25 protein-coding genes are annotated in these 24,221 nt (G+C 64.7%); 10 read left to right on the forward strand and 15 right to left on the reverse strand.

From position 1 onward, the window contains the following. Positions 1-16: 16 nt before the first annotated feature. The 3 genes from ACZ5YA_RS30875 to ftsB all read left to right on the forward strand — a co-directional run bounded on the left by ACZ5YA_RS30875 (position 17) and on the right by ftsB (position 2,074). Positions 17-301 carry a DUF1330 domain-containing protein gene (locus ACZ5YA_RS30875; RefSeq protein WP_013392289.1) on the forward strand — a complete coding sequence of 95 codons (285 nt, stop codon included), beginning with the start codon at positions 17-19 and terminating at the stop codon, positions 299-301. Between the two features lie 4 nt (positions 302-305). Then, positions 306-1,592: a phosphopyruvate hydratase gene (eno, locus tag ACZ5YA_RS30880; RefSeq protein ID WP_054450719.1), complete on the forward strand. Its 1,287-nt coding sequence runs from the start codon at positions 306-308 to the stop codon at positions 1,590-1,592. Between the two features lie 68 nt (positions 1,593-1,660). Then, positions 1,661-2,074: a cell division protein FtsB gene (gene ftsB / locus ACZ5YA_RS30885; protein ID WP_059374685.1), complete on the forward strand. Its 414-nt coding sequence runs from the start codon at positions 1,661-1,663 to the stop codon at positions 2,072-2,074. Between the two features lie 36 nt (positions 2,075-2,110). Here the strand turns inward: ftsB and ACZ5YA_RS30890 are convergent, their stop codons facing one another. The 15 genes from ACZ5YA_RS30890 to ACZ5YA_RS30960 all read right to left on the reverse strand — a co-directional run bounded on the left by ACZ5YA_RS30890 (position 2,111) and on the right by ACZ5YA_RS30960 (position 17,891). Next, positions 2,111-2,845 (reverse strand): TadE/TadG family type IV pilus assembly protein, encoded by a 735-nt coding sequence (locus tag ACZ5YA_RS30890; RefSeq protein WP_464091674.1) that lies wholly within the window; start codon positions 2,843-2,845, stop codon positions 2,111-2,113. A 91-nt stretch (positions 2,846-2,936) separates the two neighbouring features. Beyond that, on the reverse strand, positions 2,937-3,866 hold the full coding sequence (hslO, locus tag ACZ5YA_RS30895) for an Hsp33 family molecular chaperone HslO (RefSeq protein ID WP_059374681.1): 930 nt from the start codon (positions 3,864-3,866) through the stop codon (positions 2,937-2,939). Positions 3,867-3,939: 73 nt separating this feature from the next. Then, positions 3,940-4,461, reverse strand: a complete 522-nt coding sequence (locus ACZ5YA_RS30900) for a gamma carbonic anhydrase family protein (protein ID WP_464091675.1) — start codon at positions 4,459-4,461, stop codon at positions 3,940-3,942. A gap of 22 nt (positions 4,462-4,483) precedes the next feature. Continuing rightward, the gene (locus tag ACZ5YA_RS30905; RefSeq protein WP_464091676.1) at positions 4,484-6,178 is read right to left on the reverse strand and encodes an acyl-CoA synthetase; all 1,695 of its coding nucleotides are present in this window, start codon (positions 6,176-6,178) and stop codon (positions 4,484-4,486) included. A 97-nt stretch (positions 6,179-6,275) separates the two neighbouring features. Then, the gene (locus ACZ5YA_RS30910; RefSeq protein WP_005801445.1) at positions 6,276-7,355 is read right to left on the reverse strand and encodes an IS630 family transposase; all 1,080 of its coding nucleotides are present in this window, start codon (positions 7,353-7,355) and stop codon (positions 6,276-6,278) included. Positions 7,356-7,487: 132 nt separating this feature from the next. Next, positions 7,488-8,378 (reverse strand): UDP-2,3-diacylglucosamine diphosphatase, encoded by an 891-nt coding sequence (locus ACZ5YA_RS30915; RefSeq protein WP_373429004.1) that lies wholly within the window; start codon positions 8,376-8,378, stop codon positions 7,488-7,490. A 126-nt stretch (positions 8,379-8,504) separates the two neighbouring features. Further along, a complete protein-coding gene (locus ACZ5YA_RS30920; RefSeq protein WP_251877341.1) occupies positions 8,505-9,413 on the reverse strand; it encodes a DUF2167 domain-containing protein in 909 nt (302 codons plus the stop codon). Positions 9,414-9,561: 148 nt separating this feature from the next. After that, positions 9,562-10,080 carry an RDD family protein gene (locus tag ACZ5YA_RS30925; RefSeq protein ID WP_059374672.1) on the reverse strand — a complete coding sequence of 173 codons (519 nt, stop codon included), beginning with the start codon at positions 10,078-10,080 and terminating at the stop codon, positions 9,562-9,564. Positions 10,081-10,209: 129 nt separating this feature from the next. After that, positions 10,210-10,398: a hypothetical protein gene (locus ACZ5YA_RS30930; RefSeq protein WP_006389355.1), complete on the reverse strand. Its 189-nt coding sequence runs from the start codon at positions 10,396-10,398 to the stop codon at positions 10,210-10,212. 249 nt (positions 10,399-10,647) lie between these two features. Beyond that, positions 10,648-12,384 carry a THUMP domain-containing class I SAM-dependent RNA methyltransferase gene (locus ACZ5YA_RS30935; RefSeq protein WP_306633678.1) on the reverse strand — a complete coding sequence of 579 codons (1,737 nt, stop codon included), beginning with the start codon at positions 12,382-12,384 and terminating at the stop codon, positions 10,648-10,650. Between the two features lie 34 nt (positions 12,385-12,418). Continuing rightward, a complete protein-coding gene (locus tag ACZ5YA_RS30940; RefSeq protein ID WP_187524030.1) occupies positions 12,419-12,847 on the reverse strand; it encodes a CopD family protein in 429 nt (142 codons plus the stop codon). A 98-nt stretch (positions 12,848-12,945) separates the two neighbouring features. Next, positions 12,946-14,397, reverse strand: a complete 1,452-nt coding sequence (locus tag ACZ5YA_RS30945) for a bifunctional 2-methylcitrate dehydratase/aconitate hydratase (RefSeq protein WP_464091677.1) — start codon at positions 14,395-14,397, stop codon at positions 12,946-12,948. A 70-nt stretch (positions 14,398-14,467) separates the two neighbouring features. Further along, positions 14,468-15,661: a bifunctional 2-methylcitrate synthase/citrate synthase gene (gene prpC / locus ACZ5YA_RS30950; protein ID WP_042792448.1), complete on the reverse strand. Its 1,194-nt coding sequence runs from the start codon at positions 15,659-15,661 to the stop codon at positions 14,468-14,470. 97 nt (positions 15,662-15,758) lie between these two features. After that, complete coding sequence (prpB, locus tag ACZ5YA_RS30955; protein WP_054450739.1) at positions 15,759-16,649, reverse strand: methylisocitrate lyase; 891 nt, start codon at positions 16,647-16,649, stop codon at positions 15,759-15,761. Between the two features lie 252 nt (positions 16,650-16,901). Beyond that, complete coding sequence (locus ACZ5YA_RS30960; RefSeq protein WP_088139105.1) at positions 16,902-17,891, reverse strand: malate dehydrogenase; 990 nt, start codon at positions 17,889-17,891, stop codon at positions 16,902-16,904. A 368-nt stretch (positions 17,892-18,259) separates the two neighbouring features. Here ACZ5YA_RS30960 and ACZ5YA_RS30965 point away from each other — a divergent pair, with 368 nt between their 5' ends. From ACZ5YA_RS30965 to gltA, 7 genes are all read left to right on the forward strand, one after another. Next, on the forward strand, positions 18,260-19,039 hold the full coding sequence (locus tag ACZ5YA_RS30965) for a GntR family transcriptional regulator (protein ID WP_042792450.1): 780 nt from the start codon (positions 18,260-18,262) through the stop codon (positions 19,037-19,039). Between the two features lie 121 nt (positions 19,040-19,160). Next, positions 19,161-19,574, forward strand: a complete 414-nt coding sequence (gene sdhC, locus ACZ5YA_RS30970; protein WP_013392307.1) for a succinate dehydrogenase, cytochrome b556 subunit — start codon at positions 19,161-19,163, stop codon at positions 19,572-19,574. Next, positions 19,574-19,957 (forward strand): succinate dehydrogenase, hydrophobic membrane anchor protein, encoded by a 384-nt coding sequence (gene sdhD, locus ACZ5YA_RS30975; protein WP_013392308.1) that lies wholly within the window; start codon positions 19,574-19,576, stop codon positions 19,955-19,957. Before sdhC ends, sdhD begins: the two co-directional genes overlap by 1 nt. A 15-nt stretch (positions 19,958-19,972) precedes the next feature. Continuing rightward, positions 19,973-21,739, forward strand: coding sequence for a succinate dehydrogenase flavoprotein subunit (sdhA, locus tag ACZ5YA_RS30980; RefSeq protein ID WP_191295314.1), 1,767 nt, complete (start codon positions 19,973-19,975; stop codon positions 21,737-21,739). A gap of 18 nt (positions 21,740-21,757) precedes the next feature. Beyond that, the gene (locus ACZ5YA_RS30985; protein ID WP_059374660.1) at positions 21,758-22,474 is read left to right on the forward strand and encodes a succinate dehydrogenase iron-sulfur subunit; all 717 of its coding nucleotides are present in this window, start codon (positions 21,758-21,760) and stop codon (positions 22,472-22,474) included. A gap of 132 nt (positions 22,475-22,606) precedes the next feature. Next, complete coding sequence (locus ACZ5YA_RS30990; protein WP_013392311.1) at positions 22,607-22,867, forward strand: succinate dehydrogenase assembly factor 2; 261 nt, start codon at positions 22,607-22,609, stop codon at positions 22,865-22,867. A 19-nt stretch (positions 22,868-22,886) separates the two neighbouring features. After that, a complete protein-coding gene (gene gltA / locus ACZ5YA_RS30995) occupies positions 22,887-24,197 on the forward strand; it encodes a citrate synthase (protein ID WP_059375329.1) in 1,311 nt (436 codons plus the stop codon). Positions 24,198-24,221 lie beyond the last annotated feature (24 nt).

Consider the following 24,221-nt stretch of genomic DNA (forward strand, 5'->3'; position numbering starts at 1 on the left):
GCTCTGAAGGAATCCCATGAGTGCCTACCTCATCGCCGACGTCTCAGTGACCAAGCCCGCGCAGTACGAGGATTACAAGCGTCTGTCCACGCTCGCGATGCGCGCGTACGATGCGAAGATCCTGGTGCGCGGCGGCGATTCCAGGCACCTCGAGGGCCGTGAGCCTGGCCGTACCGTCGTCATGGAGTTCCCCTCCATGACCGCGGCCCAGGCTTTCTACGACTCCTGGCAGTACCGCCGCGCCCGCAATGCCCGCGAAGGCGCGGCTGTCATGAATATGTTTATCGTTCAGGGAATGTAAAGTCATGAGTGCTATCGTCGATATCATCGGCCGCGAGATTCTGGATTCGCGCGGCAACCCCACCGTCGAATGCGATGTGCTGCTGGAGTCCGGCGCCATGGGCCGCGCGGCCGTGCCGTCGGGCGCGTCCACCGGCGCGCGCGAAGCCATCGAGCTGCGCGACGGCGACAAGAGCCGTTATCTGGGCAAGGGCGTGCTGCGCGCCGTCGAGAACCTGAATACGGAAATCTCGGAAGCCCTGATGGGCCTGGATGCCCAGGAACAGACCTTCGTCGATCGCACCCTGATCGAGCTGGACGGCACCGAATCCAAGGAACGCCTGGGCGCCAACGCGATCCTGGCTGCCTCCATGGCCGTGGCCCGCGCCGCCGCCGACGAATCGGGCCTGTCCCTGTACCGCTATTTCGGCGGCAGCGGCCCCATGAGCATGCCCGTGCCGATGATGAACGTCATCAACGGCGGCGCGCACGCCAACAACACGCTGGACCTGCAGGAACTGATGATTCTGCCGGTGGGCGCAGGCAGCTTCCGCGAAGCCCTGCGCTGGGGCGCCGAAGTCTTCCATATGCTGAAGAAGCTGATCCACGGCCAGGGCATGTCCACGGCAGTGGGCGACGAGGGCGGTTTCGCGCCCAACGTGGCCAGCCATGAAGCCGCCATCCAGCTGATCCTGAAGGCCATCACCGAAGCCGGCTACGAGCCGGGCACGCAGATCGCCCTGGGCCTGGATTGCGCCAGCTCCGAGTTCTACCGCGACGGCAAGTACACGCTGGCCGGCGAAGGCGGCATCTCGCTGTCCTCGCAGGAATTCACCAACCTGCTGGCCACCTGGTGCGACAAGTACCCGATCATCTCGATCGAAGACGGCATGGCCGAAAACGACTGGGAAGGCTGGAAGCTCCTGACCGACCAGTTGGGCAAGAAGGTGCAGCTGGTGGGCGACGACCTGTTCGTCACCAACACCAAGATCCTGCGCGAAGGCATCCAGAAGGGCGTCGCCAACTCGATCCTCATCAAGATCAACCAGATCGGCACCCTGACCGAGACCTTCGCTGCCATCGAAATGGCCAAGCGCGCCGGCTACACCGCCGTCGTGTCGCACCGTTCGGGCGAAACCGAGGACTCCACCATCGCCGACATCGCCGTGGCGACCAACGCCATGCAGATCAAGACGGGTTCGCTGTCGCGTTCGGACCGCATGGCCAAGTACAACCAGCTCCTGCGCATCGAGGAAGAGCTGGCTGAAGTCGCGTCGTATCCTGGCTTGGAAGCTTTTTACAACCTGCGTTGATGAGAAGCGCGGCCCCCGGCGCAATCCTGGGGCCGCATCCACGCCACGACTGCTGAGGGTTCCCGCGTATGCGCCTGTTGTTCCTGGTGCTGTTCGTGCTGCTAGGCCTGATCCAATACCCGCTGTGGCTGGGTAAGGGCGGGTGGTTCAAGGTCTGGGATCTGCAACGCCAGGTGGCGGAGCAACGCGAGACCAACGAAGGCCTGCGCGCGCGCAATGCCGCATTGGAAGCCGAAGTGCGCGACCTCGAAGGTGGCTCCGGCGCCATCGAGGAACGCGCCCGCGGCGAACTGGGCATGATGCGCGACGGCGAGGTGTTCGTGCACATCCTGCCGCAGAACACCCCGGCCCCGGCTGGCGGCGCCTCTTTGGCTGCCGACGCCGCGGCCAAGCCGGCCACGCCCGCGCGCGCCAGCGCGCCGGCGGCCCGCCCGGCGGCGACGCCTCCCAAGCCCGCCAATCAGGCCAATACCCGGCACTGAGCGCCGGCTGCCGTTCCTGTTCATCCCCCGTTCCGTTCAGCCGCAGCGCATGCTGCGGCATTCGCCGTACACGATGCCGGCGGGTTGCGGCGTCCTGCGCGCCCAATCCACCGGGTGCGAGTGCATCTCCGTTTCCAGTTCCATGCGCAAGGGCAACAGGCCCCGGGCCTGCGCGTTGCCGGCATAGCTGCCGCGATCGGCGCCCAGCGCGGCCAGCAATGCCCGCAAGGGCGGCAGCAGCGGCTTGTGCAGATAGGTCAGCCGCAGCTTCAAGGTGTTGGCCTGGAAGATGGTCTGTCCGCCCGGATGCGGCGGCCGGCGCGCATGCTGCAGGTCCTGGTAGCCGTTGTCGATGGCGCGCAGGCCTGACGCCGCGGGCACCTTGAGGTCCGGGCGGGCGTGTTCGCGGAACGATTGCTCATCGGGCAGCAGGACTTCGATGCGCCAGGGGTGGGTGCCCGAAATGGCAGCCAGCTCGGCTTGCTCGTCAGCTTGGCGGCGGCGCGCGCCAGCCTGGCCTTGCGGGTCCGCGTGGCGCGGCAGCAGGGCCTGCAGAAAGGCCGTCCGCATGCGCGCGGGATCGCCGTTGCCGGTAGCGCCGGCGCGCGCCGCCTCCATCAGCGCCAGATAGGCCATCTGGCGCACACCCTGCCAGCGGGCGGCCTCGATCGCCAGCAAGCCCAGCAGCAGCACCACGGCGCCAGCCACCGCGAATTCGATGGCGGCGGCGCCGTGTTGCCGGCAGGAGGGAACATGAAAAAAGGCGGTCATGGCTGCGCAGTCTGGCGCAGGCATGACCGCCTGTCGATGAGGATAAGCCGGTGTGATCGAAACGTCCCGGCGGCCAGGCCGCCGGTGTGGATCAGTGCACCGTGGGAGGTTCGTCCGCGGAGGGAGCCGTGCCGGACGAGAACAAGGTGGCACAGTCGACGGAGTCGAACTTATACGGTTTGCCGCAGAAGTCGCAGGCCACGTCGACCTGGCCGCGTTCGGCCAGGATGCTGTTGATCTCTTCCTGGCCCAGCGTGCGCAGCATGCTGGCCACGCGTTCGCGGGTGCAGGGGCAGTGCCAGCGCACCGCCAGCGGATCGAACGCCACCAGGGTTTCTTCCCAGAACAGGCGATGGATCAGCGTGTCGATGTCGGTGGCCAGCAGTTCGTCGCGCTTGATGGTGCCGGCCAGGGCGCAGGCGCGGTCCCAGGTTTCGGCGGCGTTCTGTTCGGTGAGCGCGGGCGCGTCCGAGCCGCCATGGTAGGGCAGGCGCTGGATCAGCATGCCCGTGGCATGGTCGGCGTCGGCCGCCAGCCACAGCCGGGTATCCAGCTGTTCGGAGGCCTTCATGTAGTGCTGCAGCGCTTCGGCCACGGTGTCGCCCTGCAGGGGCACGATGCCCTGGTAGGCCTGTTGGCCCGGCAGCTTGCGCTGCGGGTCCAGCACCACGATGAAACGGCCGTTGCCGCCCGGGTTCAGCAAGCTTTGCATGTTGCCATCGCTGGGTACCTCGTGGCCTTCGCGCATCTTGACGGTGGCGCGCAGGCTCAGGTCGTTGCGGCATTCCACCACCAGCAGGGCGATGGGGCCGTCGCCCTGGATCTGCAGCACCAGCGAGCCGTCGAACTTGATGTTGGCGGCCAGCAGCGTGGACGCCGCCACCAGTTCGCCCAGCAGGTGGGTGATGGCGGGAGGATAGTCGTGATTGGCCTGCACGGCCTTCCAGGTCGCGTCCAGGCGCACGGCCTGGATGCGGACGCTGCGGTCTTCGGTAAGGTATTTCTTGAGCTGATCGGTCATGGAGGAATGTTAGCCGATCAGGCCCGTCTATTCCCCCTGCCGCCAGCAGGGTCGAAGCGCCGCCCAGGGGCGCTCAGCCGATCCGTTTCAGCGCGGTCTTGTAGTGTTGGCCGCACGCCACGTAATGGGCGGTGTTCTTGTGCAGATTGGCGATTTCCTCGGCCGAGAGTTCGCGGACGATCTTGCCGATGCCGATGACCAGGGAGTTGTCGGGAATGATGCGATCTTCGGGAATGATCGCGCCGGCGCCGATCAGGCAGTTGCGGCCGATGACCGCGTTGTTCAGCACGATGGCCTGCATGCCCACGAGGGCGCCTTCGTGGATGGTACAGCCGTGCAGCATGGCTTGATGGCCCACCGTCACGTTGGGGCCGATGGTCATGGGACAGCCGTCGTCCACATGCAGCACGCTGCCTTCCTGGATATTGGTGCCGCTCTTGATCAGGATGGCGTCGTTGTCGCCGCGGATCGACACGTTGGACCAGATGCTGACGCCTGCCTCCAGCGTTACGTTGCCGATGATGTCGGCGCTGTCGGCCACGTAGGCCGCCGGGTCGATGCGGGGAATCAGGTCGTCGAGCTGGTAAATGGGCATGCCTAGGTCTCCGGTTGCGGCTTCACGCCTTGGGGGCGTGCGGCGCGTCTGTAATGCCTGCGGTCATCCGCGAGCGCTCTTCTTCGCGCAGGCGCAGGATGCGGCGCTGGATTTTACCGGTGGTGGTCATGGGCAGCTCGTCGACGAATTCGATCTCCTTGGGGTACTCGTATGGGGCCAGGCGCTCGCGCACATGTTCCTGCAGGTTCTCGATGATGTCGTTGCGGTCGCGCTGCGCGAATTCCGGCGTCAGCACCACGTAGGCCTTGACCAGGGCGCCGCGCTCGGCGTCGGGCTTGGGCACGACCGCGGCGTTGGCCACGGCCGGATGTCCGATCAGGCAGCTTTCGATTTCGCCCGGGCCGATGCGGTAGCCGGCGGACTTGAAGACGTCGTCGGCGCGGCCCGCGTACCAGAGGTAGCCGTCGGCGTCGATCTTGGCCAGGTCGCCGGTCAGGCACCAGTCGCCCTTGAACTTGGCCTGGGTGGCGGCTTCATTGCGCCAGTAGCCCAGGAACATCACGGGATCCGGATAGCCATGGATGTCGAGCCGGTTGACGGCGATCTCGCCGGTGGCGCCGGGCGCCACGGGCTTGCCGTCCTCGTCCAGCACCGCGACGTTGTGGCCGGGGTAGGGGCGGCCCATGCTGCCAGGCTTGGCGGGCCAGCGCCTCTGGCTGTTGCCCACCACGTAGTTCATTTCCGTCTGGCCGAACATTTCGTTGGGCGTCACGCCCAGCGCCGATTGGCACCATTCGAAGACGGTCTCGCCCACGCTTTCGCCGGCGCTCATGATGGAACGCAGGGCCAGCTGGTAGCGGCCGCGCGGCTCCGGCACCGCCTTCATCATCATCTTGAGCGCGGTGGGGAAGAGGAAGGTGTTGGTGACCTGGTAGCGTTCCAGGAGTTCGAATGCGCGCTCGACCGAGAAGCGGCCGCGCGTGCCGACGATGGGGTGTCCGAAGTACAGGGTGGGCAGCAGGGCGTCCATCATGCCGCCGGTCCAGGCCCAGTCGGCCGGCGACCAGAACACGTCGGCGGGCTTGGGGAACCAGTCTTGCGAGGCGACGAAGCCCGGCAGGTTGCCGATCAGCACGCTGTGCGGCAGTAGCGCGCCCTTGGGGGCGCCGGTGGTGCCGGAGGTATAGAGCAGAATGGCCGGATCCGAGGAACGGGTCTGGACCATCTTGAATTCGCTGGGTTGGCGCGCCAGCAGGCTGCGCCAGGGCAAAACACGTTCGTCGGCGAAGCCGATGCCGATGATCTGCTGCAGGTTGGGACAGTTGTCGCTCACGGCCAACAGGTTGGCGCTGGAGGCGTAATCCACGATCGCGACGCGGGTTTCCGAGTCGCGCAGGCGGCTTTCCAGGGCTTCCGGGCCGAACAGGGCGGACAGCGGCAGCACCACGGCGCCGACGCTGTAGATGGCCATATGGGCCACCACGGTCTCGGGCCGTTGTCCCAGCACCACACCGACGCGGTCGCCGCGCCCGACGCCCATTTTCACCAGGCCGTTGGCCAGCTGATTGGCCGCTTCCGCCAGGCGGGCATAGGTCCAGACCTCGCGGTTGCCAGATTCATCTTCGTAGTAGATGGCAATGCGCCGCGCATCCGGACTACTGGATGCCCAGCGGTGGCAGCACGCTTCCGCGATGTTGAACTGGGTGGGTACCAGCCAGCGGAATGTTTGGTAGAGCGCCTGATATTGGTCGTTCATGGCCCTATGTTGTGAGCATGTTGCAGCGTGAACGGGTCAAGTTGGCCCGTTGCCCCAGATGCAAGCATGACCTAGTGTGGTGTCTCAAAAGTAATCATCAAATAATGGTACTCGCTGCCCGCGCCACAGATGCCAAGATGGTGTCCGCACTTTTATGCCACACGAACGGCTTGGGATCCTCGTTGTGACGATCAATGTATTCCCGTATGGATTGCTCCAGCTGAGCAACGCTGGTGTGGGCGCTGCGCTTGATCCACTGCTCGCTGATCTGGCTAAAGAAACGCTCGACCAGATTGAGCCAGGACGCTGAGGTGGGCGTGAAGTGAACGTGGTAGCGAGGATGGGCTGCTAGCCAGGCCCGCACTGCCTGCGTCTTGTGCGTGCCGTAGTTGTCCATGATCAGGTGGATGTCTTGTTCGCCAGGCACCGCTGCATCGATGGCTTTGAGGAACTGCAGGAATTCCACACTGCGGTGACGGCGCTTGAGCTGTCCTATGACTTTGCCAGTGGCCACATCCAGCGCTGCAAACAGCGACGTTGTGCCATGGCGCTTGTAATCGTGCGTGCGCGTGCTGGGTTTGCCAAACGTCAGTGGTAACCCTGGTTGGGTGCGATCCAGAGCCTGGATCTGGCTCTTCTCGTCCACGCACAGCACCAAGGCGCGATCGGGTGGTGCCATATACAGCCCCACCACATCCCGTACCTTGTCCACGAAATGGGGATCCGTCGATAGCTTGAAGGTTTCTTGCAGGTGCGGCTTCAGCCCAAAGGCATGCCAGATGCGCTGCACCGTCGCGGGCGATACGCCAGCGTGCCGACTCATCTGGCGCACGCTCCAGTGCGTGGCGTTGTCAGGCTTGCTCTGGCGAACCTTGTCCACAATGAGCTGAACCTGCTCGTCGCCCACACTGCGCGGGCGGCCAGCGCGCGGGGCATCGGTCAAACCCGCCAGACGATACGCCCGGTAGCGCCGCCGCCACTTGGAGACAGTTTGCACCGTCGTGCCCAAGCGTTGGGCAATCATGGTGCCCGACTCCCCATCTGCGCAGCCCAGCACGATTCGCATGCGCAGCTTCTCGTCCTCGGGCGCTTTGCGTACGCGCAGTCGCGCATGCAGCTCTGCGCGCTCGGCATCGGTGATCTGCAGCTTCGTGGCGGGGCGTCCAGGGTGGGCCATCAGCGTAGTCTCCTATAAGGAAGCTGATTCGACCAACACCGGTCAAAATAGTTCTATCTATTTTTGAGACACCACACTAGAGGGCCGTGAACTGCAACATCCCCGTTGCGTAACGGGGACGCATACGGGTTATCACGGGTGTTTGCCCTGGCGGCGCAGCGCGGACGGCAGGGCCGGCAGCGTCAGCGAGCGGGGCGGCCGGGTGGCGGGATCGGCTTCGCGTTCCGCCATGACGGCGGCCCAGTCCAGCAGCTGGAGCTGGCCGTCGTGCGTTTCCGCCAGGGCGGACAGGCTCTCCACCCAGTCGCCGTCGTTGCAGTAGAGGATCTCGCCCACATAGCGCAGTTCGGCTTTGTGGATATGGCCGCAGACCACGCCGTCCAGACCCCGGCGCCGGGCTTCGCCCGCCAGCGCCTCTTCGAAGTCCGTGATGAAGGACACGGCGTTCTTGACCTTGTGCTTCAGGTATTGCGACAGGGACCAGTAATGCAGTCCCAGGCGGTGGCGCAGCCGGTTGAAATGATGGTTGATCCACAGCGCCAGTTGATAGAGCCCGTCGCCCAGATGGGCCAGCCAGCGGCTGTGCTGGATCACGCCGTCGAACTGGTCGCCGTGCAGCACCAGCAGGCGCTGTCCCTTGGCGGTGACGTGCACGTCCTCGTCCAGGATTTCGATGTCGCCGAAGGCGTATCCGGCGAACTCGCGCGCGAATTCGTCATGGTTGCCCGGGATGAATACGACCCGGGTGCCGTTGCGCGCCTTGCGCAGGATGCGCTGGATGACGTCGTTGTGCGCCCGGGGCCAGTGCCAGTGCTTGCGCAGCTGCCAGCCGTCGACGATGTCCCCCACCAGGTAAAGGGTGTCGGAATCGTTGTGGTCGAGAAAGTCTATGAGGAATTCCGCCTTGCACCCGGCGGTGCCCAGGTGAATATCGGAAATCCAGAGGGCGCGCCAGTGCGCGGGGCGGATTTCGTTCACGGTCGCGTTCCCAGGGGCTGTGCTCATGCCTGGGAATGAAACCATCCGGCGATGACCGGAACGTGAACGCCGCGTGACACTGTTGTGTCGGCCGGGCGAGGTTTCGCGATGCACGGCGGGCCGCCGCGCATCGGTTTCAAGGCATAGTGCGGCCGCGATCCGAAACGGCGGTCAGGGCTGCTGTTGGTTGGCCTTCTTGGCGCGCAGGCGCTTCCACAGGCCGCCGCCCAGCGCAGCCGCGGCCAGCACGCCGACCTTGGCGAATTTCGCCAGGAAGGCGGCGATCACGGCGAACAGGCCCAGCTTCTTGGCCGCCACGCCAGCCACCAGGGCGGCCAGGCCGTACTCGGCCACCTTGTCGGTCGAGGAATTGAAGTCGGCGTAGCGCTTGCCTTCGACGTAGTTCAGGTTGTCCAGCAAGGTCAGCACGGCCGTCTTGTCCTTGGGCACCATGCTCTTCTGCGTGATCAGGTCCAGCGTGATGTAGCCGTCGCGGCCCAGCGCGTAGGTGTTGTAGTTGACGGTGGGGTTCTCGGTGGCGCTTTCGCCCTTGTGCTTGACCGCGACCGACCAGACCAGGCGTTGCGAGTTGCTGTCGTACTTCGGCGCTTCGACCCAGCCGTCCATGATCAATTCGGGGAAACCGCGCTTCTTGCGCTCTTCGTTGGACTGCTCGGTGCCTTCGCGCAGGCTGTCCAGCAATTCGTTGACGTTCCAGTTCTTGGCGTCGTCGTCCTTGATGTAGCCGGCCTTGTCGAAATTGACGGTGATGACCCAATCGTCATCGTCGCTCTTGGGCATCACCACGCCCAGCAGGGAAGGATCCTTGCCGTTGCCGTAGGCCGCCATCAGCCGGTCCGCCTGCATGCGCGGCACGAAGAACATGGATTCGGGCAGATGCACGACCGCCTGCTCGCCCAGCTTGACGTCGGCGGGCCCCTCCTGGGCGGCGGCGAAGGCGGCCTTGGTGGCCGCTTCGATCTCCTGCTGGGCGGCCGCGTTCTGCGCGAGCGCACCGGCGGGCAGCAGGAACAGGGCGCTGGCGGTGGCCAGCGCAACACGGGAAAGGAAAGCGCGCATGATGGTTCTGGGGCGTCTGAAAAAAGGGGCCCCATTGTCTTTGCGGTCGACTTTCAACTTTCTGAAAGCAAACGGCTAATTCGGCGCACGATGTTGCCGTTTGTCGCAGGATGTATACGGCGCGGCGGCTGATGCCGCCGACTGGGGGCTAGCGGGCCTTCTTGTGCCGCGGCGCGTTGCGTAGCCGCGTGCCCAGGATGCGGTCGTGCAGGAACTGGCCGTCGGGATCGAACCAGGACCAGATGAAGATGGTGAAGGGCGCGGCGACGATGAACATGTCCATCGAAGGCCAGCCGGTGGCGCTGGCAGCCGCCCACACGACCGCCGCGCCGGCCAGCACCAGCGGCCAGACGAGGACGTAGCGCAACATCAGGCGGGGCGTGGACGGGGTGTTGCCGTCGCGGTCGACCAGGCGGATGTTCCAGGTCTTCATGGGCAGGGTCTGGCCGCGGCGGCGCCAGCACAGCACGAAGTACGCCCCGATGGCGACGAACAGCCAGGCCTGCCGGGCGCCGCGCAGTTCCAGCGCGTTCTTGCTTTGGGTCAGGGTGTCCAGCAGGTAGCCCGCCAGGAACACCACGCCGAACAGCAGCACGGCTTCGTACATCATGCAGGCGAACCGGCGCAGCCGGTTGGGGGTCTGGTCGAGGAGGGCGTCGGTCGTCATGGGTCGCTATTATCCGACAAAGCCCAGGCCTTCCAAGGCAAAAAAAAACCCACCGGTAAGGGCGGGTCTTAAAAGGGGCTATGCAGCCCCCAAGGGGAAAACTGTTCAGGCCGTAAGCCTGGGCCTTGCTTAGGCGGCGGAGTGCGCGTTCTTGGCGCTCGTCTTGCCAGCCAGGGCACGGATGCCGTGGGCCAGCTTACGCAGGCCGGCGGCCAACGCCCGCATCGGGTGCGGACGGAATTGTTCTTCAATAGCCTGGAGCATCAGTTGGCGCTCGAGTTCGTCGGTCAGGCGGATGGTGTTGTTCGGGTTGATCACAATAGCCTCCACGGGCTTGCACTGTTTGTTTAGCTACTAGGGATAACCCGAATTATAGGGGTTAACCCTGAACTTGTGCAAGTGCCCGGTGCATATTGGCAACACCTTGGTGCGATGATGCGCTCAAACGGTGCTGGGGAAAACCATAAGCAAAGATAAGCGCGCCATGTTGCGGCGCCTTTACAACGCGCTGTTCAAGGCGAAAGGGGGGGCGCCCCGGGGGCGAAACCGCCCGGGGCGCGAGGCCGCTCAGGCGTCGCGGTAACCGGCCGCGACCAGCTCGAAACCGAACAGGCGGCAGTCCAGCGAACCGTTGTGCAGGGGCACGCGGCGCTTGGGTTTCAGGCGCAGCTGGTTGGGCAGCGTCAGGTCGCTGGTGATGACGTGCAGCTGCCAGCCCGCGAAATTGCGCTTCAGGCAGGTGGCCCAGTCGCGCCACAGATCCGCATCCTGTTCCGTCCCCATGCGCTCGCCGTAGGGCGGGTTGGTGACGATCCAGCCGTGGTCGGCGGGCGCGGTGACGTGGCGGGCATCGCCGACCTCGAAGCGGATCGAGTCTTCGGTCAGCCAGGCGCGTTCGGCGTTGTTGCGGGCGAATTCGATGGCTTGCGGGTCCAGGTCGTAGCCGACCAACGGCGCGTCCAGCTGCGGCAGGATGCGCGCGCGGGCGTCGTCCTTCAGGTCGCGCCAGCGGTAGGCGTCATGCCCGCGCAGGCGTTCGAAGCCGAACGGGCGCGAGATGCCCGGGGGCACGCCCAGCGCGATCCAGGCGGCCTCGATCAGGATGGTGCCCGATCCGCAGAACGGATCCAGCAGCGGGGCGGCCGGATCCCAGCCCGCCAGCGCCAGCATGCCGGCGGCCAGGTTCTCGCGCAGCGGCGCCTCGCCCTTGTCCAGGCGCCAGCCGCGCTTGAACAGCGACTCGCCCGAGGTGTCCAGGTACAGCGTCGCGGTATGCCCGGTCAGGAACAGGTGCACGCGTGCGTCCGGACGCACGGTGTCGATGCTGGGGCGTTCGCCTTCCAGTTCGCGCAGGCGGTCGCAGATGCCGTCCTTGGCGCGCAAATTGCAGTACTGCAGGCTTTGCACCGGACTCTTGATGGCCGAGGTGTCCACGCGCAAGGTCTGCTCCGCGCCGAACCAGCGCTCCCAGGGAGTGTCGCGGGCCAGGTCGAGGATGTCGTCTTCGTGCGAGATCTCGGCATGGGCGACCTGCACCAGGATGCGGGTGGCCAGGCGCGAATACAGATTGGCGCGCTGCACGCCGGCCCAATCGGCCGTGAACGAGCAGCCAGCGCGGCCGGCCCGGGCGTCCTCGAAGCCCAGCGCCTGCATTTCGGCCGTCAGCGCCTCTTCCAGCCCTTGGGGGCAGGGGGCGAAGATGGGGAACGTTTCCGCCTGGCGGGTTTCGCGCGGACGGCGGTTGCGGACCTCGACGGCGGGTTCGCGGCGGTCTTCGTGCTGCTCGCGGCTGTCAACGACATCCGATTCGTGCTCGGGTTCAGCCTGGTATTCCGGCGCCGGACCGTCGTCCTCGAATGGGTCGTAGAAGCGTCCCGCCGGCGTGGCCGGCGCGATGTACTGATCGTCGCGCAGGCGCGGCGCGCGCTGGGGGGGGCGGCCGGAGCGGCCGCCGGACTCGGTCTCGCGGCGCGGGCTGTCGGCCCGCTTGCGGTCCGGCGCGGGCCGCCCGGAGGCAGCCCGGTCCGAGGCGCCGCGTCCCGGCGTGGCCCGATCCGACGCGCCGCGCGCGGACTGGCCGCGGCCGGCGCCGCGCGGGCCGCGGGCTTCCTCGTCCTTGCGCCGCTGGTAGGCGGCGGGATCCTTCTGGCGTTCGATGCTTTCCTTGGTGCGCTCCTGTTGCGCGACCAGGCGGGCGCGGGCGCCCGTGCGGGTGCGCTTGGGGGCGTCTTCGGCATAGGCGTCGCGCGCCGTTTTCTTGATCGTCAGCGTCTTGCGCGGGCGGTCCTGTTCATCAGAGGACATACGAATCCTGGCGAATGTGCAGAGGTAGGGGGTATCAGAAGGGTTTGACGACGACCAGCGCCACCACCACCAAGAGCAGCAAGACGGGAACTTCGTTGAACCAGCGATAGAACTTGTGCGAACGGGTGTTCTTGCCCTGTTCGAATTTGCGCAGCATCAGGCCACAGGCGTGATGGTAGCCGATGACGAGCAGGACGAAAAAGAGCTTGGCGTGCATCCAGCCGTTGCCGGGGCCCACGCCGATGCCATAACCCAGGTACAGCCACATGCCGAACACGACCGCGACGATGGCCAGAATGGTGGTGAAGCGGTACAGGCGGCGCGCCATGCCCAGCAGGGTGGTATGGACCGCGGGGTCCGATTGCTGCGCCAGGTTCACGAATATGCGCGGCAGGTAGAACAGGCCGGCGAACCAGGAAGCGATAAAGACAATATGAAAGGTCTTGACCCAAAGCATGGCCATGGCGCGATCCAGTCGAGAAAGCCGCATTGTAAGCTGCGCCACCGCGCGCTCAGGCCAGCAAGCCAAGCCCCGCGGACGGGGCTGGTCGGGACGGCGGCTCAGATCACATACAGGTCGACGTACTCGTGCACCGGCATGGCTTCCAGCCGCTTCTGGTCCAGCGAGGCCTGCAGGATGCGGTCCTGCTGGCGGGCGGGGAACATGCGCGCCAGATTGGTGCGGAACTTGGTTTCCAGCAGCGGTATGCCTTCGGCGCGGCGGCGCTTGTGGCCGATAGGGTACTCGCAGACGATCTCGTCCAGCCGCATGCCGTCCTTGAATTCCACCGTCAGCGCATTGGCGATGGAACGCTTGTCGGGGTCGTGATAGTCGCGGGTGTAGGCCGGGTCTTCGACGCAGACGATCTTGTCGCGCAGCGCGTCGATGCGCGGATCCCGCGCCACTGCATCCTCGTAGTCGGCCGCGGTCAGGCGGCCGAACAGCGTCGGCACCGCCACCATGTACTGGATGCAGTGGTCCCGGTCGGCCGGGTTGGCCAGCGGCCCCTTCTTGTCGATGATGCGGATGCAGGCTTCGTGCGTGCGGATGGTGATTTTCGCGATGTCGTCGGCGCTCTTGCCGACGGCCTGCAGCCGGGCGTGGAGTTCCATTGCGCATTCGACGGCGGTCTGCGCATGGAATTCGGCCGGAAACGAAATCTTGAACAGCACGTTTTCCATCACGTAGCTGCCGTAGGGGCGCTGGAATCGGAACGGCTGGCCCTTGAACAGCACGTCGTAAAAGCCCCAGGTCTTGGCCGTCAGCACGGACGGATAGCCCATTTCGCCGGTGCGGGCGATCAGCGCCAGGCGCACGGCGCGGCTGGTGGCGTCACCCGCGGCCCAGCTTTTCCTGCTGCCGGTGTTGGGGGCATGCCGGTAGGTGCGCAGGCTCTGGCCGTCGACCCAGGCCAGCGACACCGCGTTGATCACTTCCTCGCGGCTCAGGCCCAGCATCTGCGCCACCACGGCGGTGGAGGCGACTTTCACCAGCACGACGTGGTCCAGGCCGACCTTGTTGAAGGAGTTTTCCAGTGCGATGCAGCCCTGGATCTCGTGCGCCTTGATCATGCCGGTCAGCACGTCGCGCATCAGCAGGGGCGGTTTGCCGGCCGTGACCGCGGTGCGGGACAGCCAGTCGGCGGTGGCCAGGATGCCGCCCAGATTGTCGGACGGGTGGCCCCATTCGGCGGCCAGCCAGGTGTCGTTGAAGTCCAGCCAGCGGATCATCGCGCCGATGTTGAAGGCGGCCTGCACGGGATCGAGCTGGAATTGCGTGCCCGGCACCTTGGCGCCGTGGGGGACTGTCGTGCCGGGTACGATGGGGCCCAGCAATTTCCTGCACGCCGGATATTCCAGCGCTTCCAGGCCGCAGCCCAGCGTGTCGATCAGGCAGTTGCGCGCCGTTTCGTACGCCAGGCCGTTCTGGATTTCATACTTCAGGACGTAGTCGGCGATATCGACCAGAACCAGGTCGGGATCGGGACGGACGTTGGAGATCGGGGCAGACATAGCGGTACCTCTCCATGGAATGAATACAGGTGGCCATGCCGTGCCCTCGTCCGCGCCCTGGTGCCGTGGCTTACTTGCGCTTTTCCAGCGGCACGAACTTCTGGTCTTCCGGGCCCACGTAATTGGCGGTGGGGCGGATGATCTTGTTGTCGATGCGCTGCTCGATGATGTGGGCCGACCAGCCCGCCGTGCGCGCGATGACGAACAGCGGCGTGAACATGGCGGTGGGGACTCCCATCATGTGATAGCTGACGGCCGAGAACCAGTCCAGGTTGGGGAACATCTTCTTGATGTCCCACATGACCGTTTCCAAGCGTTCGGCGATGTCGAACATCTTGGTGCTGCCGGCCTTCTTGGACAGCTTCTTGGCCACTTCCTTGATGACCTTGTTGCGCGGGTCGGACACGGTGTAGACGGGGTGGCCAAAGCCGATGATAACTTCCTTGGCTTCGACGCGGCGGCGGATGTCGGCCTCGGCCTCGTCCGGGGTTTCATAGCGCTTCTGCACGTCGAAGGCCACTTCGTTGGCGCCGCCGTGCTTGGGGCCGCGCAGCGCGCCGATGGCGCCCGAGATCGCGGAGAACATGTCCGAGCCGGTGCCGGCGATGACGCGCGCGGTGAACGTGGACGCATTGAACTCGTGTTCGGCGTACAGGTTCAGCGAGATGTGCATGGCCTTGACCCACTCGTCGCTGGGCTTCTCGCCGTGCAGCAGGTGCAGGAAATGGCCGCCGATGCTGTCGTCGTCGGTCTGCACGTCGATGATGCGGCCGTTGTGGCTGTAGTGGTACCAGTACAGCAGGGCCGAGCCCAGGTTGGCCATCAGGCGGTCGGCGATGTCGCGCGCGCCCGGGGTGTTGTGATCGTCTTTTTCAGGCAGCACGCAGCCCAGCACCGACACGGCGGTGCGCATCACGTCCATCGGGTGGCTGGCGGCGGGCAAGGCTTCCAGCGCGGCTTGCAGTTGGGCGGGCAGGCCGCGCAGGCTGCGCAGCTTTTCCTTGTAGGCCTTCAGTTCGGCCTTGTTCGGCAGCTTGCCGTGGACCAGCAAGTGGGCGATTTCCTCGAATTCGCTGGCGTCGGCGATATCCAGGATGTCGTAGCCGCGGTAGTGCAGGTCGTTGCCGCTGCGGCCGACCGTGCACAGCGCGGTGTTGCCGGCGACGACGCCGGACAGCGCAACCGACTTCTTGGGCTTGAAGCCGGCTTTTTCTTCCGGCTGGGCGTCCGTCTTGGCCACTTGCTTCTTGGGAGCCGTGCTCATGTCTCTACTCCTTCCTTTCGCGATGGTCGTTGCTATTGGGGGTGGGCATGCAAGGCGCCGGGCGGCTGCCGCGGCGCCGGAAACCGGGGGGGCTGGCTTACGCCTTGCCCTTCTGGAACAGCGCGTCCAGCTTCGATTCGAATTCGTGGTAGCCGATGCGGTCGTACAGTTCCTCGCGCGTCTGCATCAGGTCCACCACGTTCTTCTGGTGGCCGTCGCGGCGGATCGCGGTGTAGACCGCTTCGGCGGCCTTGTTCATGGCGCGGAAGGCCGACAGCGGGTAGAGCACCATGCCCACGCCCACGCTCTTCAGTTCTTCCACCGAGAACAGCGGCGTCTTGCCGAATTCGGTGATGTTGGCCAGCACCGGTACCTTGACCGCCTTGACGAAGCGGTCGTAGGTGGGCAGGTCGTAGGCGGCTTCGGCGAAGATCGCGTCCGCGCCCGCTTCCACGCAGGCCAGCGCGCGCTCGATGGCGGCATCCACGCCATGCGAGGCGATCGCGTCGGTGCGGGCGATCAGGTAGAAATCGGTGTCGGTGCGGGCGTCGGCCGCGGCCTTGACGCGGTCGGCCATTTCCTCGGTCGAGACGATTTCCTTGCCGGGGCGATGGCCGCAGCGCTTGGCGCCGACCTGGTCTTCGATGTGGCAGGCGGCGGCGCCGAACTTGATCAGGCTCTTGACGCTGCGGGCGATGTTGAACGCCGACGGGCCGAAGCCGGTGTCGATGTCGACCACCAGCGGCACGTCGCAGACGTCGGTGATGCGGCGCACGTCGGTCAGGACGTCGTCCATGGTGTTGATGCCCAGGTCGGGCAGGCCCAGCGAACCGGCCGCGACGCCGCCGCCGGACAGGTAGATGGCGCGGTAGCCGGCGCGCTTGGCCAGCAGCGCGTGATTGGCGTTGATGGCGCCGATGATCTGCAGGGGGCTTTCTTCGGCAAGCGCGCGGCGAAAGAGGGCGCCGGCGGATTCGGGTCTGGACATGGGTGGTCTCCGTAATTTGGACCGGGTGTTTTCATGGGCCCCGGATGAAACGACTGGAATGCGGACTGGCGCGTCGCAGGCCTGGCCGGGACGCGTCCCGTCCTGGTTCCTGACCTTACCGCGGGCCCGGAAAATAAATCTGTCCCCTTCGCGACATTTCTTTGCGCAGGGGCAAAGGGACAGGTTTATGTTTCGGTCTTGCCTAGGAATTGGGCCCGCGCAAACGGGCCCAATTCTTTACTCATGCGCTGCTTACTTCAGCAGGTCCTTGACGCCGTCGCGCTCTTCGAGGAGCTCTTTCAGCGTGAAGTCCAGGCGCTCGCGCGAGAAGGCGTCGATTTCCAGGCCTTCGATGCGCTTGTATTCGCCGTTTTCGGTCGTGACCGGCACGCCGTAGATGATGCCTTCGGGGATGCCGTAGGAGCCGTCCGACGGGATGCCCATCGTGACCCACTTGCCGTTGCTGCCCAGGACCCAGTCACGGACGTGGTCGATGGCGGCGTTGGCGGCCGAAGCGGCCGAGGACAGGCCGCGGGCTTCGATGATGGCGGCGCCGCGCTTGCCCACGGTGGGGATGAACGTGTCGCGGTTCCAGGCGTCGTCGTTGATCAGCTTGGACAGCGATTCGCCGCCGACGGTGGCGAAGCGGTAGTCGGGGTACATCGTGGGCGAGTGGTTGCCCCACACGACCAGCTTTTCAATCGCGGCGACCGGCTTGCCCGACTTGGCGGACAGTTGCGACAGGGCACGGTTGTGGTCCAGGCGCAGCATGGCGGTGAAGTTCTTGGCGGGCAGGTCCGGCGCCGACTTCATGGCGATGTAGGCGTTGGTGTTGGCCGGGTTGCCGACGACCAGGACCTTGACGTTGCGGCTGGCGACGTCGTTCAGGGCCTTGCCCTGAGCCGTGAAGATCTGGGCGTTGACCGACAGCAGGTCCTTGCGTTCCATGCCGGGGCCGCGCGGGCGGGCGCCAACCAGCAGGGCCACGTCGGCGTCCTTGAAGGCGGTGCGCGGATCGCTGTGGGCGGTGACTTCTTGCAGCAGCGGGAAGGCGCAGTCATCCAGTTCCATGATGACGCCCTTCAGGGCCTTTTGCGCTTTCTCGTCGGGGATTTCCAGCAGTTGCAGGATGACGGGTTGATCTTTACCCAGCATTTCGCCCGAGGCGATGCGGAATAGCAGTGCGTAACCGATTTGGCCGGCGGCGCCGGTGACGGCGACACGCAAGGCAGGCTTGGACATGGACGTTCTCCGTAATGGTTTGGCGAGAAAAAATCTCACCAAGCAGTGTAATCGTTGGGCGTGAAAATCAACGCGTGTGCAACGGCGCGCGCAGCGGCATGCGCGGGGCCCGGGCAGCGTTGAATCCTAGATCGAATTTACGTGTCCGTCAATTGCTCTTCTATCTTATATAAGACATAAGACGTTGGACAGCGTCCCGGCCGATATGCCACAATAGAGCGTTTATTCGAATGCGCCGCAACCCGGTTTCGGTTGCGCGCCTGTATCAAGCCAGAACACCGGCGGCAGCAGCGCATTGCGGATGGGTTCGCTGCCTTGCGCCGCCCTCCCATTTCCTCCGGATAAACATGACTCAATCAAAAAGATCCATGGCAGAGCCCCGGCCCGAAACCTCCTTACGCATTCGCGCCGCCCGCACGGCGGGCGAGGGGGCCGCTTTCAGTCCGCTCTACCGGCAAATCAAGGATCTGCTTGTCCAGAGCCTGGAACGCGGCGAATGGAAGCCCGGTGAACTCATCCCCAGCGAAATCGATCTGGCTGCCCGTTTCCAGGTGAGCCAGGGCACGGTGCGCAAGGCGGTCGATGAGCTGGCTGCCGAGCACATGCTGCTGCGCCGCCAGGGCAAGGGCACTTTCGTCGCCACCCACCACGAAGCGCGCGTGCGCTACCGCTTCCTGCGCCTGGCCGCCGACGACGAAGGCGAGGCCGGCCGGGCGGAAAGCCGCATCCTGGAATGCCGGCGCCTGCGTGCGCCCGCCGAGATCGCGCGCGCCCTGGACCTGCGGGCCGGCGAAACCGTCGTCATGATCCGCCGCCTGCTGTCCATGGGGCAGACGCCCACCGTCGTGGACGACATCTGGCTGCCTGGTTCCATCTTCCGTGGACTGACCCTGGAGCTGTTGACCGCCAACAAGGCGCCGCTCTACGGTCTGTTCGAATCCGAATTCGGCGTGAGCATGGTGCGCGCGGACGAAAAGCTGCGCGCGGTGATCGCGCCGGCCGAGGTCTGTCCGCTGCTTAATGTTCCCGCCGGGACGCCGTTGTTGCAGGTGGATAGGGTGTCTTATACGTATGGTGACCGCCCCATGGAAATTCGCCGGGGGTTGTACTTGACCGATCGATACCACTACCGCAATAGTCTGAATTGATGAGTTTTTTACCTACGATTTGATACCGACCCTATCTCTGGGCGAAAATACCGTGTTTGCCCGCAAGGGCTACGGCATTTCCGCCGTAACGATTCCCTAGTTCCGAAACACCGAGGCCGTCATGTCCGACACCGCTGCCAAGCCACGTCCGCAGTTTCGCAATATTGGTATTGCGCAACTCGCCAGCTACCGCCTGCCCCTGGCCGGCAAGCTGTCCATCCTGCACCGCGTCAGCGGCGCGCTGCTGTTCCTCTGTCTTCCCTTGGTCATTCTGCCGCTGTTCGCGGCCAGCGTGGCCGCGCCGCAGACGTTCGCAGCCGTGGCCGCGTACGCTGGCAATCCGATCGTCAAGCTTGTCTTCCTGGTCCTGATCTGGGGCTATCTGCACCACTTCTGTGCCGGCATCCGCTACCTGCTGCTGGACCTGCACATCGGTATCGACAAGCTGTCGGCCAAGAAGAGCGCCGGCGTGGTTTTCGGGGTGAGCCTGGCGCTGACCCTGGTGTTCGCTCTCAAACTGTTCGGAGTGCTGTAATGGCCGACGTCAAAAACTACGGACCCAAGCGTCTGGTCGTGGGCGCCCATTACGGCGTCATGGATTTCATCATCCAGCGCATCACCGCCGTCATCATGGCCGTGTACACGCTGGTGCTGCTCATCGGCATCCTGATGATGCCGGCCTTCACGTACGAGCACTGGACTGCGCTGTTCAACTTCTACGTGGGCGTTCTTCCGGTTGGCCAGATCCTGGCTACCCTTGCATTCATTGCGCTGGCCTGGCATGCCTGGATTGGTGTGCGCGACATCTGGATGGACTACGTCAAGTCGGTGGGCGTGCGCCTGCTGCTGCAAGTGCTGACGATCCTCTGGCTGGTCGGTTCGGTCGTTTACTTCGCGCAAATCCTCTGGAGCATTTAAGCCGTGGTCTCTGTCATGAAATCCCTGCCGCGCCGCCAGTTTGATGTGGTGGTCGTTGGCGCCGGTGGAGCCGGCATGCGTTGTTCGCTGCAACTGTCCCAAGCGGGCCTGTCCGTTGCAGTGCTGTCCAAGGTGTTCCCCACGCGTTCGCACACGGTTGCCGCACAGGGCGGCGTGAGCGCCTCGCTGGGCAACATGAGCGAAGACAACTGGTACTGGCACATGTACGACACCGTCAAGGGTTCGGACTGGCTGGGCGACCAGGACGCCATCGAATTCATGTGCCGCGAAGCGCCGAACGCCGTGTACGAGCTCGAGCACTTCGGCATGCCGTTCGACCGCAACCCCGACGGCACCATCTACCAGCGTCCGTTCGGCGGCCACACCGCCAACTTCGGTGAAAAGCCGGTCCAGCGCGCCTGTGCCGCTGCCGACCGCACCGGCCACGCGCTGTTGCACACCCTCTACCAGCGCAACGTCGCCGCGCGCACCCAGTTCTTCGTCGAATGGATGGCGCTGGACCTGCTGCGCAACGAAGCGGGCGACGTCGTGGGCGTGACCGCCCTGGAAATGGAAACGGGCGAAATCTACATCCTGGAAGCCAAGACCACGGTGCTGGCCACCGGCGGCGCCGGCCGCATCTGGGCCGCTTCCACCAACGCCTTCATCAACACCGGTGACGGCCTGGGCATGGCCGCCCGCGCGGGCATTCCGCTGCAGGACATGGAATTCTGGCAATTCCACCCGACCGGCGTGGCCGGCGCCGGCGTGTTGATCACCGAAGGCGTGCGCGGCGAAGGCGGCATCCTGCTGAACAAGGATGGCGAACGCTTCATGGAGCGCTATGCGCCCACGCTGAAGGATCTGGCCCCGCGCGACTTCGTGTCCCGCTCGATGGACCAGGAAATCAAGGAAGGCCGCGGCTGCGGTCCGGACGGCAGCTACGTGGTCCTCAAGCTGGACCACCTGGGCGCCGACGTGATCAACAAGCGTCTGCCCTCGATCCGCGAAATCGCGATCAAGTTCGGCAACGTGGACCCGATCAAGGAACCGATCCCCGTCGTTCCGACCATCCACTACCAGATGGGTGGCATTCCGGCCAACTACCACGGCCAGGTGCTGACGCGCGAAAACGGCGAGAACAAGATCGTCAACGGCCTGTACGCCATCGGTGAATGCGCCGCGGTGTCGGTGCACGGCGCCAACCGCCTGGGCACCAACTCGCTGCTGGACCTGATCGTGTTCGGCCGCGCCACCGGCAACCACATCGTCAATTCGCATCCGGAACGCCAGCACGCGCACCAGCCCGTGCCGCAGCAAGCCGTCGAATTCTCGCTGGACCGCGTCAACAAGCTGGAATCGCGCACCTCGGGCGAGAAGACCCAGGACATCGGCAACGCCATCCGCTTCTCGATGCAGCGCCACTGCGGCGTGTTCCGCACGCTGGAGCTGCTGAACGAAGGCGTGACCCAGATCGAGGATCTGGCCAAGCAGGCCGACCACATCTACTTCAAGGACAAGTCCAAGGTGTTCAACACCGCGCGCGTCGAGGCGCTGGAAATGGCGAACATGACCGAAGTGGCCCGCGCCACCATCAAGTCGGCCGCCGCCCGCACCGAAAGCCGCGGCGCACACGCGCTGGACGACCACCCGACGCGCGACGACGAAAACTGGCTGAAGCACACGCTGTGGTACTCCGAAGGCAGCCGCCTGGATTACAAGCCCGTGCAGATGAAGCCGCTGACGGTCGAGTCCTTCCCGCCCAAGGCGCGTACCTTCTAAGTCCGGATTGAGCCCACTATGAGCACCAAGAGAATCGTCAAGTTCGAAATCTACCGCTACGATCCGGACAAGGACGAGCGCCCGTACATGCAGAAGCTGGACGTCGAACTCCAGCCGACCGACAAGATGCTGCTCGATGCGCTGGTGCGCATCAAGAACGACGTCGATGACAGCCTGGCCCTGCGCCGCTCGTGCCGTGAAGGCGTGTGCGGTTCGGACGCCATGAACATCAACGGCAAGAACGGTCTGGCGTGCACGACCAACCTGCGCGAACTGAAGGAACCCATCGTTCTGCGTCCGCTGCCGGGCCTGCCCGTCATCCGCGACCTGATCGTGGACATGACGCACTTCTTCAACCAGTACCACTCGATCCGCCCGTACCTCATCAACGACACGCCGCCGCCCGAAAAGGAACGTCTGCAGTCGCCCGAGGCCCGCGAAGAGCTGGACGGCCTGTACGAATGCATTCTGTGCGCGTGCTGTTCCACTTCCTGCCCGTCGTTCTGGTGGAACCCGGACAAGTTCGTCGGCCCGGCCGGCCTGCTGCAAGCCTACCGCTTCATCGCCGACAGCCGCGACGAAGCCACGGGCAGCCGCCTCGACAACCTGGACGATCCGTACCGCCTGTTCCGTTGCCACACCATTATGAATTGCGTCGACGTCTGTCCCAAGGGACTGAACCCGACCAAGGCGATCGGCAAGATCAAGGAACTGATGGTTCGCCGTACGGTCTAGTTTTAAGCAAGCGCATTTTGCCTCCGGCGGCGTTTTTGCCGCCGGGCCGTCCCAAGGCAAAAACGCCCTCCAGGGGGTGGCAAACCCGCGTAGCGGGTGCGGCGTTGGGGCTTTTTTTAGGTGTAAAGAAAGATGAGCAAGCTAACTGAATTGGAGCGGGCGCGTTTGCGTTGGCGGGCGCGCCGCGGCTTGCTCGAAAACGACTTGATCATCACCCGGTATCTGGATGCCCACGAGGCTGAACTTACCGATGATGACGTGGCCGCATTGACGCAGCTTTTCGAGATGGGAGACAACGACCTTCTCGATCTGCTGCTGGCCCGCAAAGAGCTTGAGGGCGCGCTGGACACGCCCAGGCTTCGGAGCATCATTGGCCAGATGCGCGCGCTCTGATTAATTGAGAGGAATGAACATGAACCTGTCTGACAAAAAAGCCACTCTATCCTTCTCGGATGGCAGCGCCCCCATTGAGTTCCCTGTTTACAAGGGTACGGTTGGTCCGGATGTGATCGACATCCGCAAGCTGTACGGCCAGACGGGCATGTTCACGTTTGACCCCGGCTTCATGTCCACCGCCGCCTGCGAATCGGGCATCACGTACATCGACGGCGACAAGGGCGAACTGCTGTACCGCGGCTACCCCATCGAGCAATTGGCCGTCAATTGCGACTTCATGGACATCTGCTACCTGATCCTGAACGGCGAACTGCCCAACAAGGACCAGAAGGCCGATTTCGATTCGCAAGTGACCCATCACACGATGGTCAACGAGCAGCTGCACTTCTTCCTGCGCGGCTTCCGCCGCGACGCGCACCCGATGGCCGTGCTGACCGGCCTGGTCGGCGCGCTGTCCGCGTTCTACCACGACTCCACCGACATCACGAACCCGCAGCATCGCCACATCTCGGCCATCCGCCTGATTGCCAAGATGCCGACGCTGGTCGCGATGGCCTATAAGTACTCGCAAGGCCAGCCCTTCATCTACCCGCAGAACAACCTGTCCTACACGGGCAACTTCCTGCGCATGATGTTCGCCACGCCGTGCGAAGACTACAAGGTGAACGAAGTCGTCGAGCGCGCGCTGGACCGCATCTTCATCCTGCACGCCGACCACGAGCAGAACGCTTCGACCTCGACCGTCCGCCTGTGCGGCTCGTCGGGCACCAACCCGTTCGCCGCCATCTCGGCCGGCGTGGCTTGCCTGTGGGGCCCGGCTCACGGCGGCGCCAACGAAGCTTGCCTGCAGATGCTGGAAGAGCTGCAAGCCAACGGCGGCATCGCCAAGGTCGGCGAGTTCATGGAGAAGGTCAAGGACAAGAACTCGGGCGTGCGCCTGATGGGCTTTGGCCACCGCGTCTACAAGAACTACGACCCGCGCGCCAAGCTGATGCAGGAAACCTGCAAGGAAGTGCTCTCGGCCCTGGGCCTGGAAAACGACCCGCTGTTCAAGCTGGCCATGGAACTGGAACGCATCGCCCTGTCGGATCCGTACTTCGTTCAGCGCAAGCTGTACCCGAACGTGGACTTCTACTCGGGTATCGTCCAGCGCGCCATCGGCATCCCGACCTCGCTGTTCACGGCCATCTTCGCGCTGGCCCGCACGGTGGGCTGGATCGCCCAGTGGAACGAAATGCTGTCGGATCCCGATTACAAGATCGGCCGTCCGCGCCAGCTGTTCACCGGTTCGGTCACGCGCGACGTGCCGCCGATGGACAAGCGTTGATACGCAGCCTGGCTTGAGCAAGAA

This window comes from Achromobacter sp. JCM 18799 (assembly GCF_055395645.1).

What these genes read in the sequence shown, in the direction of transcription:
- ACZ5YA_RS30875 (WP_013392289.1), top strand. Translation starts at nt 17, where the DNA reads ATGAGTGCCTACCTCATCGCCGACGTCTCAGTGACCAAGCCCGCGCAG.
- eno (WP_054450719.1), top strand. Translation starts at nt 306, where the DNA reads ATGAGTGCTATCGTCGATATCATCGGCCGCGAGATTCTGGATTCGCGC.
- ftsB (WP_059374685.1), top strand. Translation starts at nt 1,661, where the DNA reads ATGCGCCTGTTGTTCCTGGTGCTGTTCGTGCTGCTAGGCCTGATCCAA.
- ACZ5YA_RS30890 (WP_464091674.1), bottom strand. Translation starts at nt 2,845, where the DNA reads ATGACCGCCTTTTTTCATGTTCCCTCCTGCCGGCAACACGGCGCCGCC.
- hslO (WP_059374681.1), bottom strand. Translation starts at nt 3,866, where the DNA reads ATGACCGATCAGCTCAAGAAATACCTTACCGAAGACCGCAGCGTCCGC.
- ACZ5YA_RS30900 (WP_464091675.1), bottom strand. Translation starts at nt 4,461, where the DNA reads ATGCCCATTTACCAGCTCGACGACCTGATTCCCCGCATCGACCCGGCG.
- ACZ5YA_RS30905 (WP_464091676.1), bottom strand. Translation starts at nt 6,178, where the DNA reads ATGAACGACCAATATCAGGCGCTCTACCAAACATTCCGCTGGCTGGTA.
- ACZ5YA_RS30910 (WP_005801445.1), bottom strand. Translation starts at nt 7,355, where the DNA reads ATGGCCCACCCTGGACGCCCCGCCACGAAGCTGCAGATCACCGATGCC.
- ACZ5YA_RS30915 (WP_373429004.1), bottom strand. Translation starts at nt 8,378, where the DNA reads ATGGTTTCATTCCCAGGCATGAGCACAGCCCCTGGGAACGCGACCGTG.
- ACZ5YA_RS30920 (WP_251877341.1), bottom strand. Translation starts at nt 9,413, where the DNA reads ATGCGCGCTTTCCTTTCCCGTGTTGCGCTGGCCACCGCCAGCGCCCTG.
- ACZ5YA_RS30925 (WP_059374672.1), bottom strand. Translation starts at nt 10,080, where the DNA reads ATGACGACCGACGCCCTCCTCGACCAGACCCCCAACCGGCTGCGCCGG.
- ACZ5YA_RS30935 (WP_306633678.1), bottom strand. Translation starts at nt 12,384, where the DNA reads ATGTCCTCTGATGAACAGGACCGCCCGCGCAAGACGCTGACGATCAAG.
- ACZ5YA_RS30940 (WP_187524030.1), bottom strand. Translation starts at nt 12,847, where the DNA reads ATGGCCATGCTTTGGGTCAAGACCTTTCATATTGTCTTTATCGCTTCC.
- ACZ5YA_RS30945 (WP_464091677.1), bottom strand. Translation starts at nt 14,397, where the DNA reads ATGTCTGCCCCGATCTCCAACGTCCGTCCCGATCCCGACCTGGTTCTG.
- prpC (WP_042792448.1), bottom strand. Translation starts at nt 15,661, where the DNA reads ATGAGCACGGCTCCCAAGAAGCAAGTGGCCAAGACGGACGCCCAGCCG.
- prpB (WP_054450739.1), bottom strand. Translation starts at nt 16,649, where the DNA reads ATGTCCAGACCCGAATCCGCCGGCGCCCTCTTTCGCCGCGCGCTTGCC.
- ACZ5YA_RS30960 (WP_088139105.1), bottom strand. Translation starts at nt 17,891, where the DNA reads ATGTCCAAGCCTGCCTTGCGTGTCGCCGTCACCGGCGCCGCCGGCCAA.
- ACZ5YA_RS30965 (WP_042792450.1), top strand. Translation starts at nt 18,260, where the DNA reads ATGGCAGAGCCCCGGCCCGAAACCTCCTTACGCATTCGCGCCGCCCGC.
- sdhC (WP_013392307.1), top strand. Translation starts at nt 19,161, where the DNA reads ATGTCCGACACCGCTGCCAAGCCACGTCCGCAGTTTCGCAATATTGGT.
- sdhD (WP_013392308.1), top strand. Translation starts at nt 19,574, where the DNA reads ATGGCCGACGTCAAAAACTACGGACCCAAGCGTCTGGTCGTGGGCGCC.
- sdhA (WP_191295314.1), top strand. Translation starts at nt 19,973, where the DNA reads ATGAAATCCCTGCCGCGCCGCCAGTTTGATGTGGTGGTCGTTGGCGCC.
- ACZ5YA_RS30985 (WP_059374660.1), top strand. Translation starts at nt 21,758, where the DNA reads ATGAGCACCAAGAGAATCGTCAAGTTCGAAATCTACCGCTACGATCCG.
- ACZ5YA_RS30990 (WP_013392311.1), top strand. Translation starts at nt 22,607, where the DNA reads ATGAGCAAGCTAACTGAATTGGAGCGGGCGCGTTTGCGTTGGCGGGCG.
- gltA (WP_059375329.1), top strand. Translation starts at nt 22,887, where the DNA reads ATGAACCTGTCTGACAAAAAAGCCACTCTATCCTTCTCGGATGGCAGC.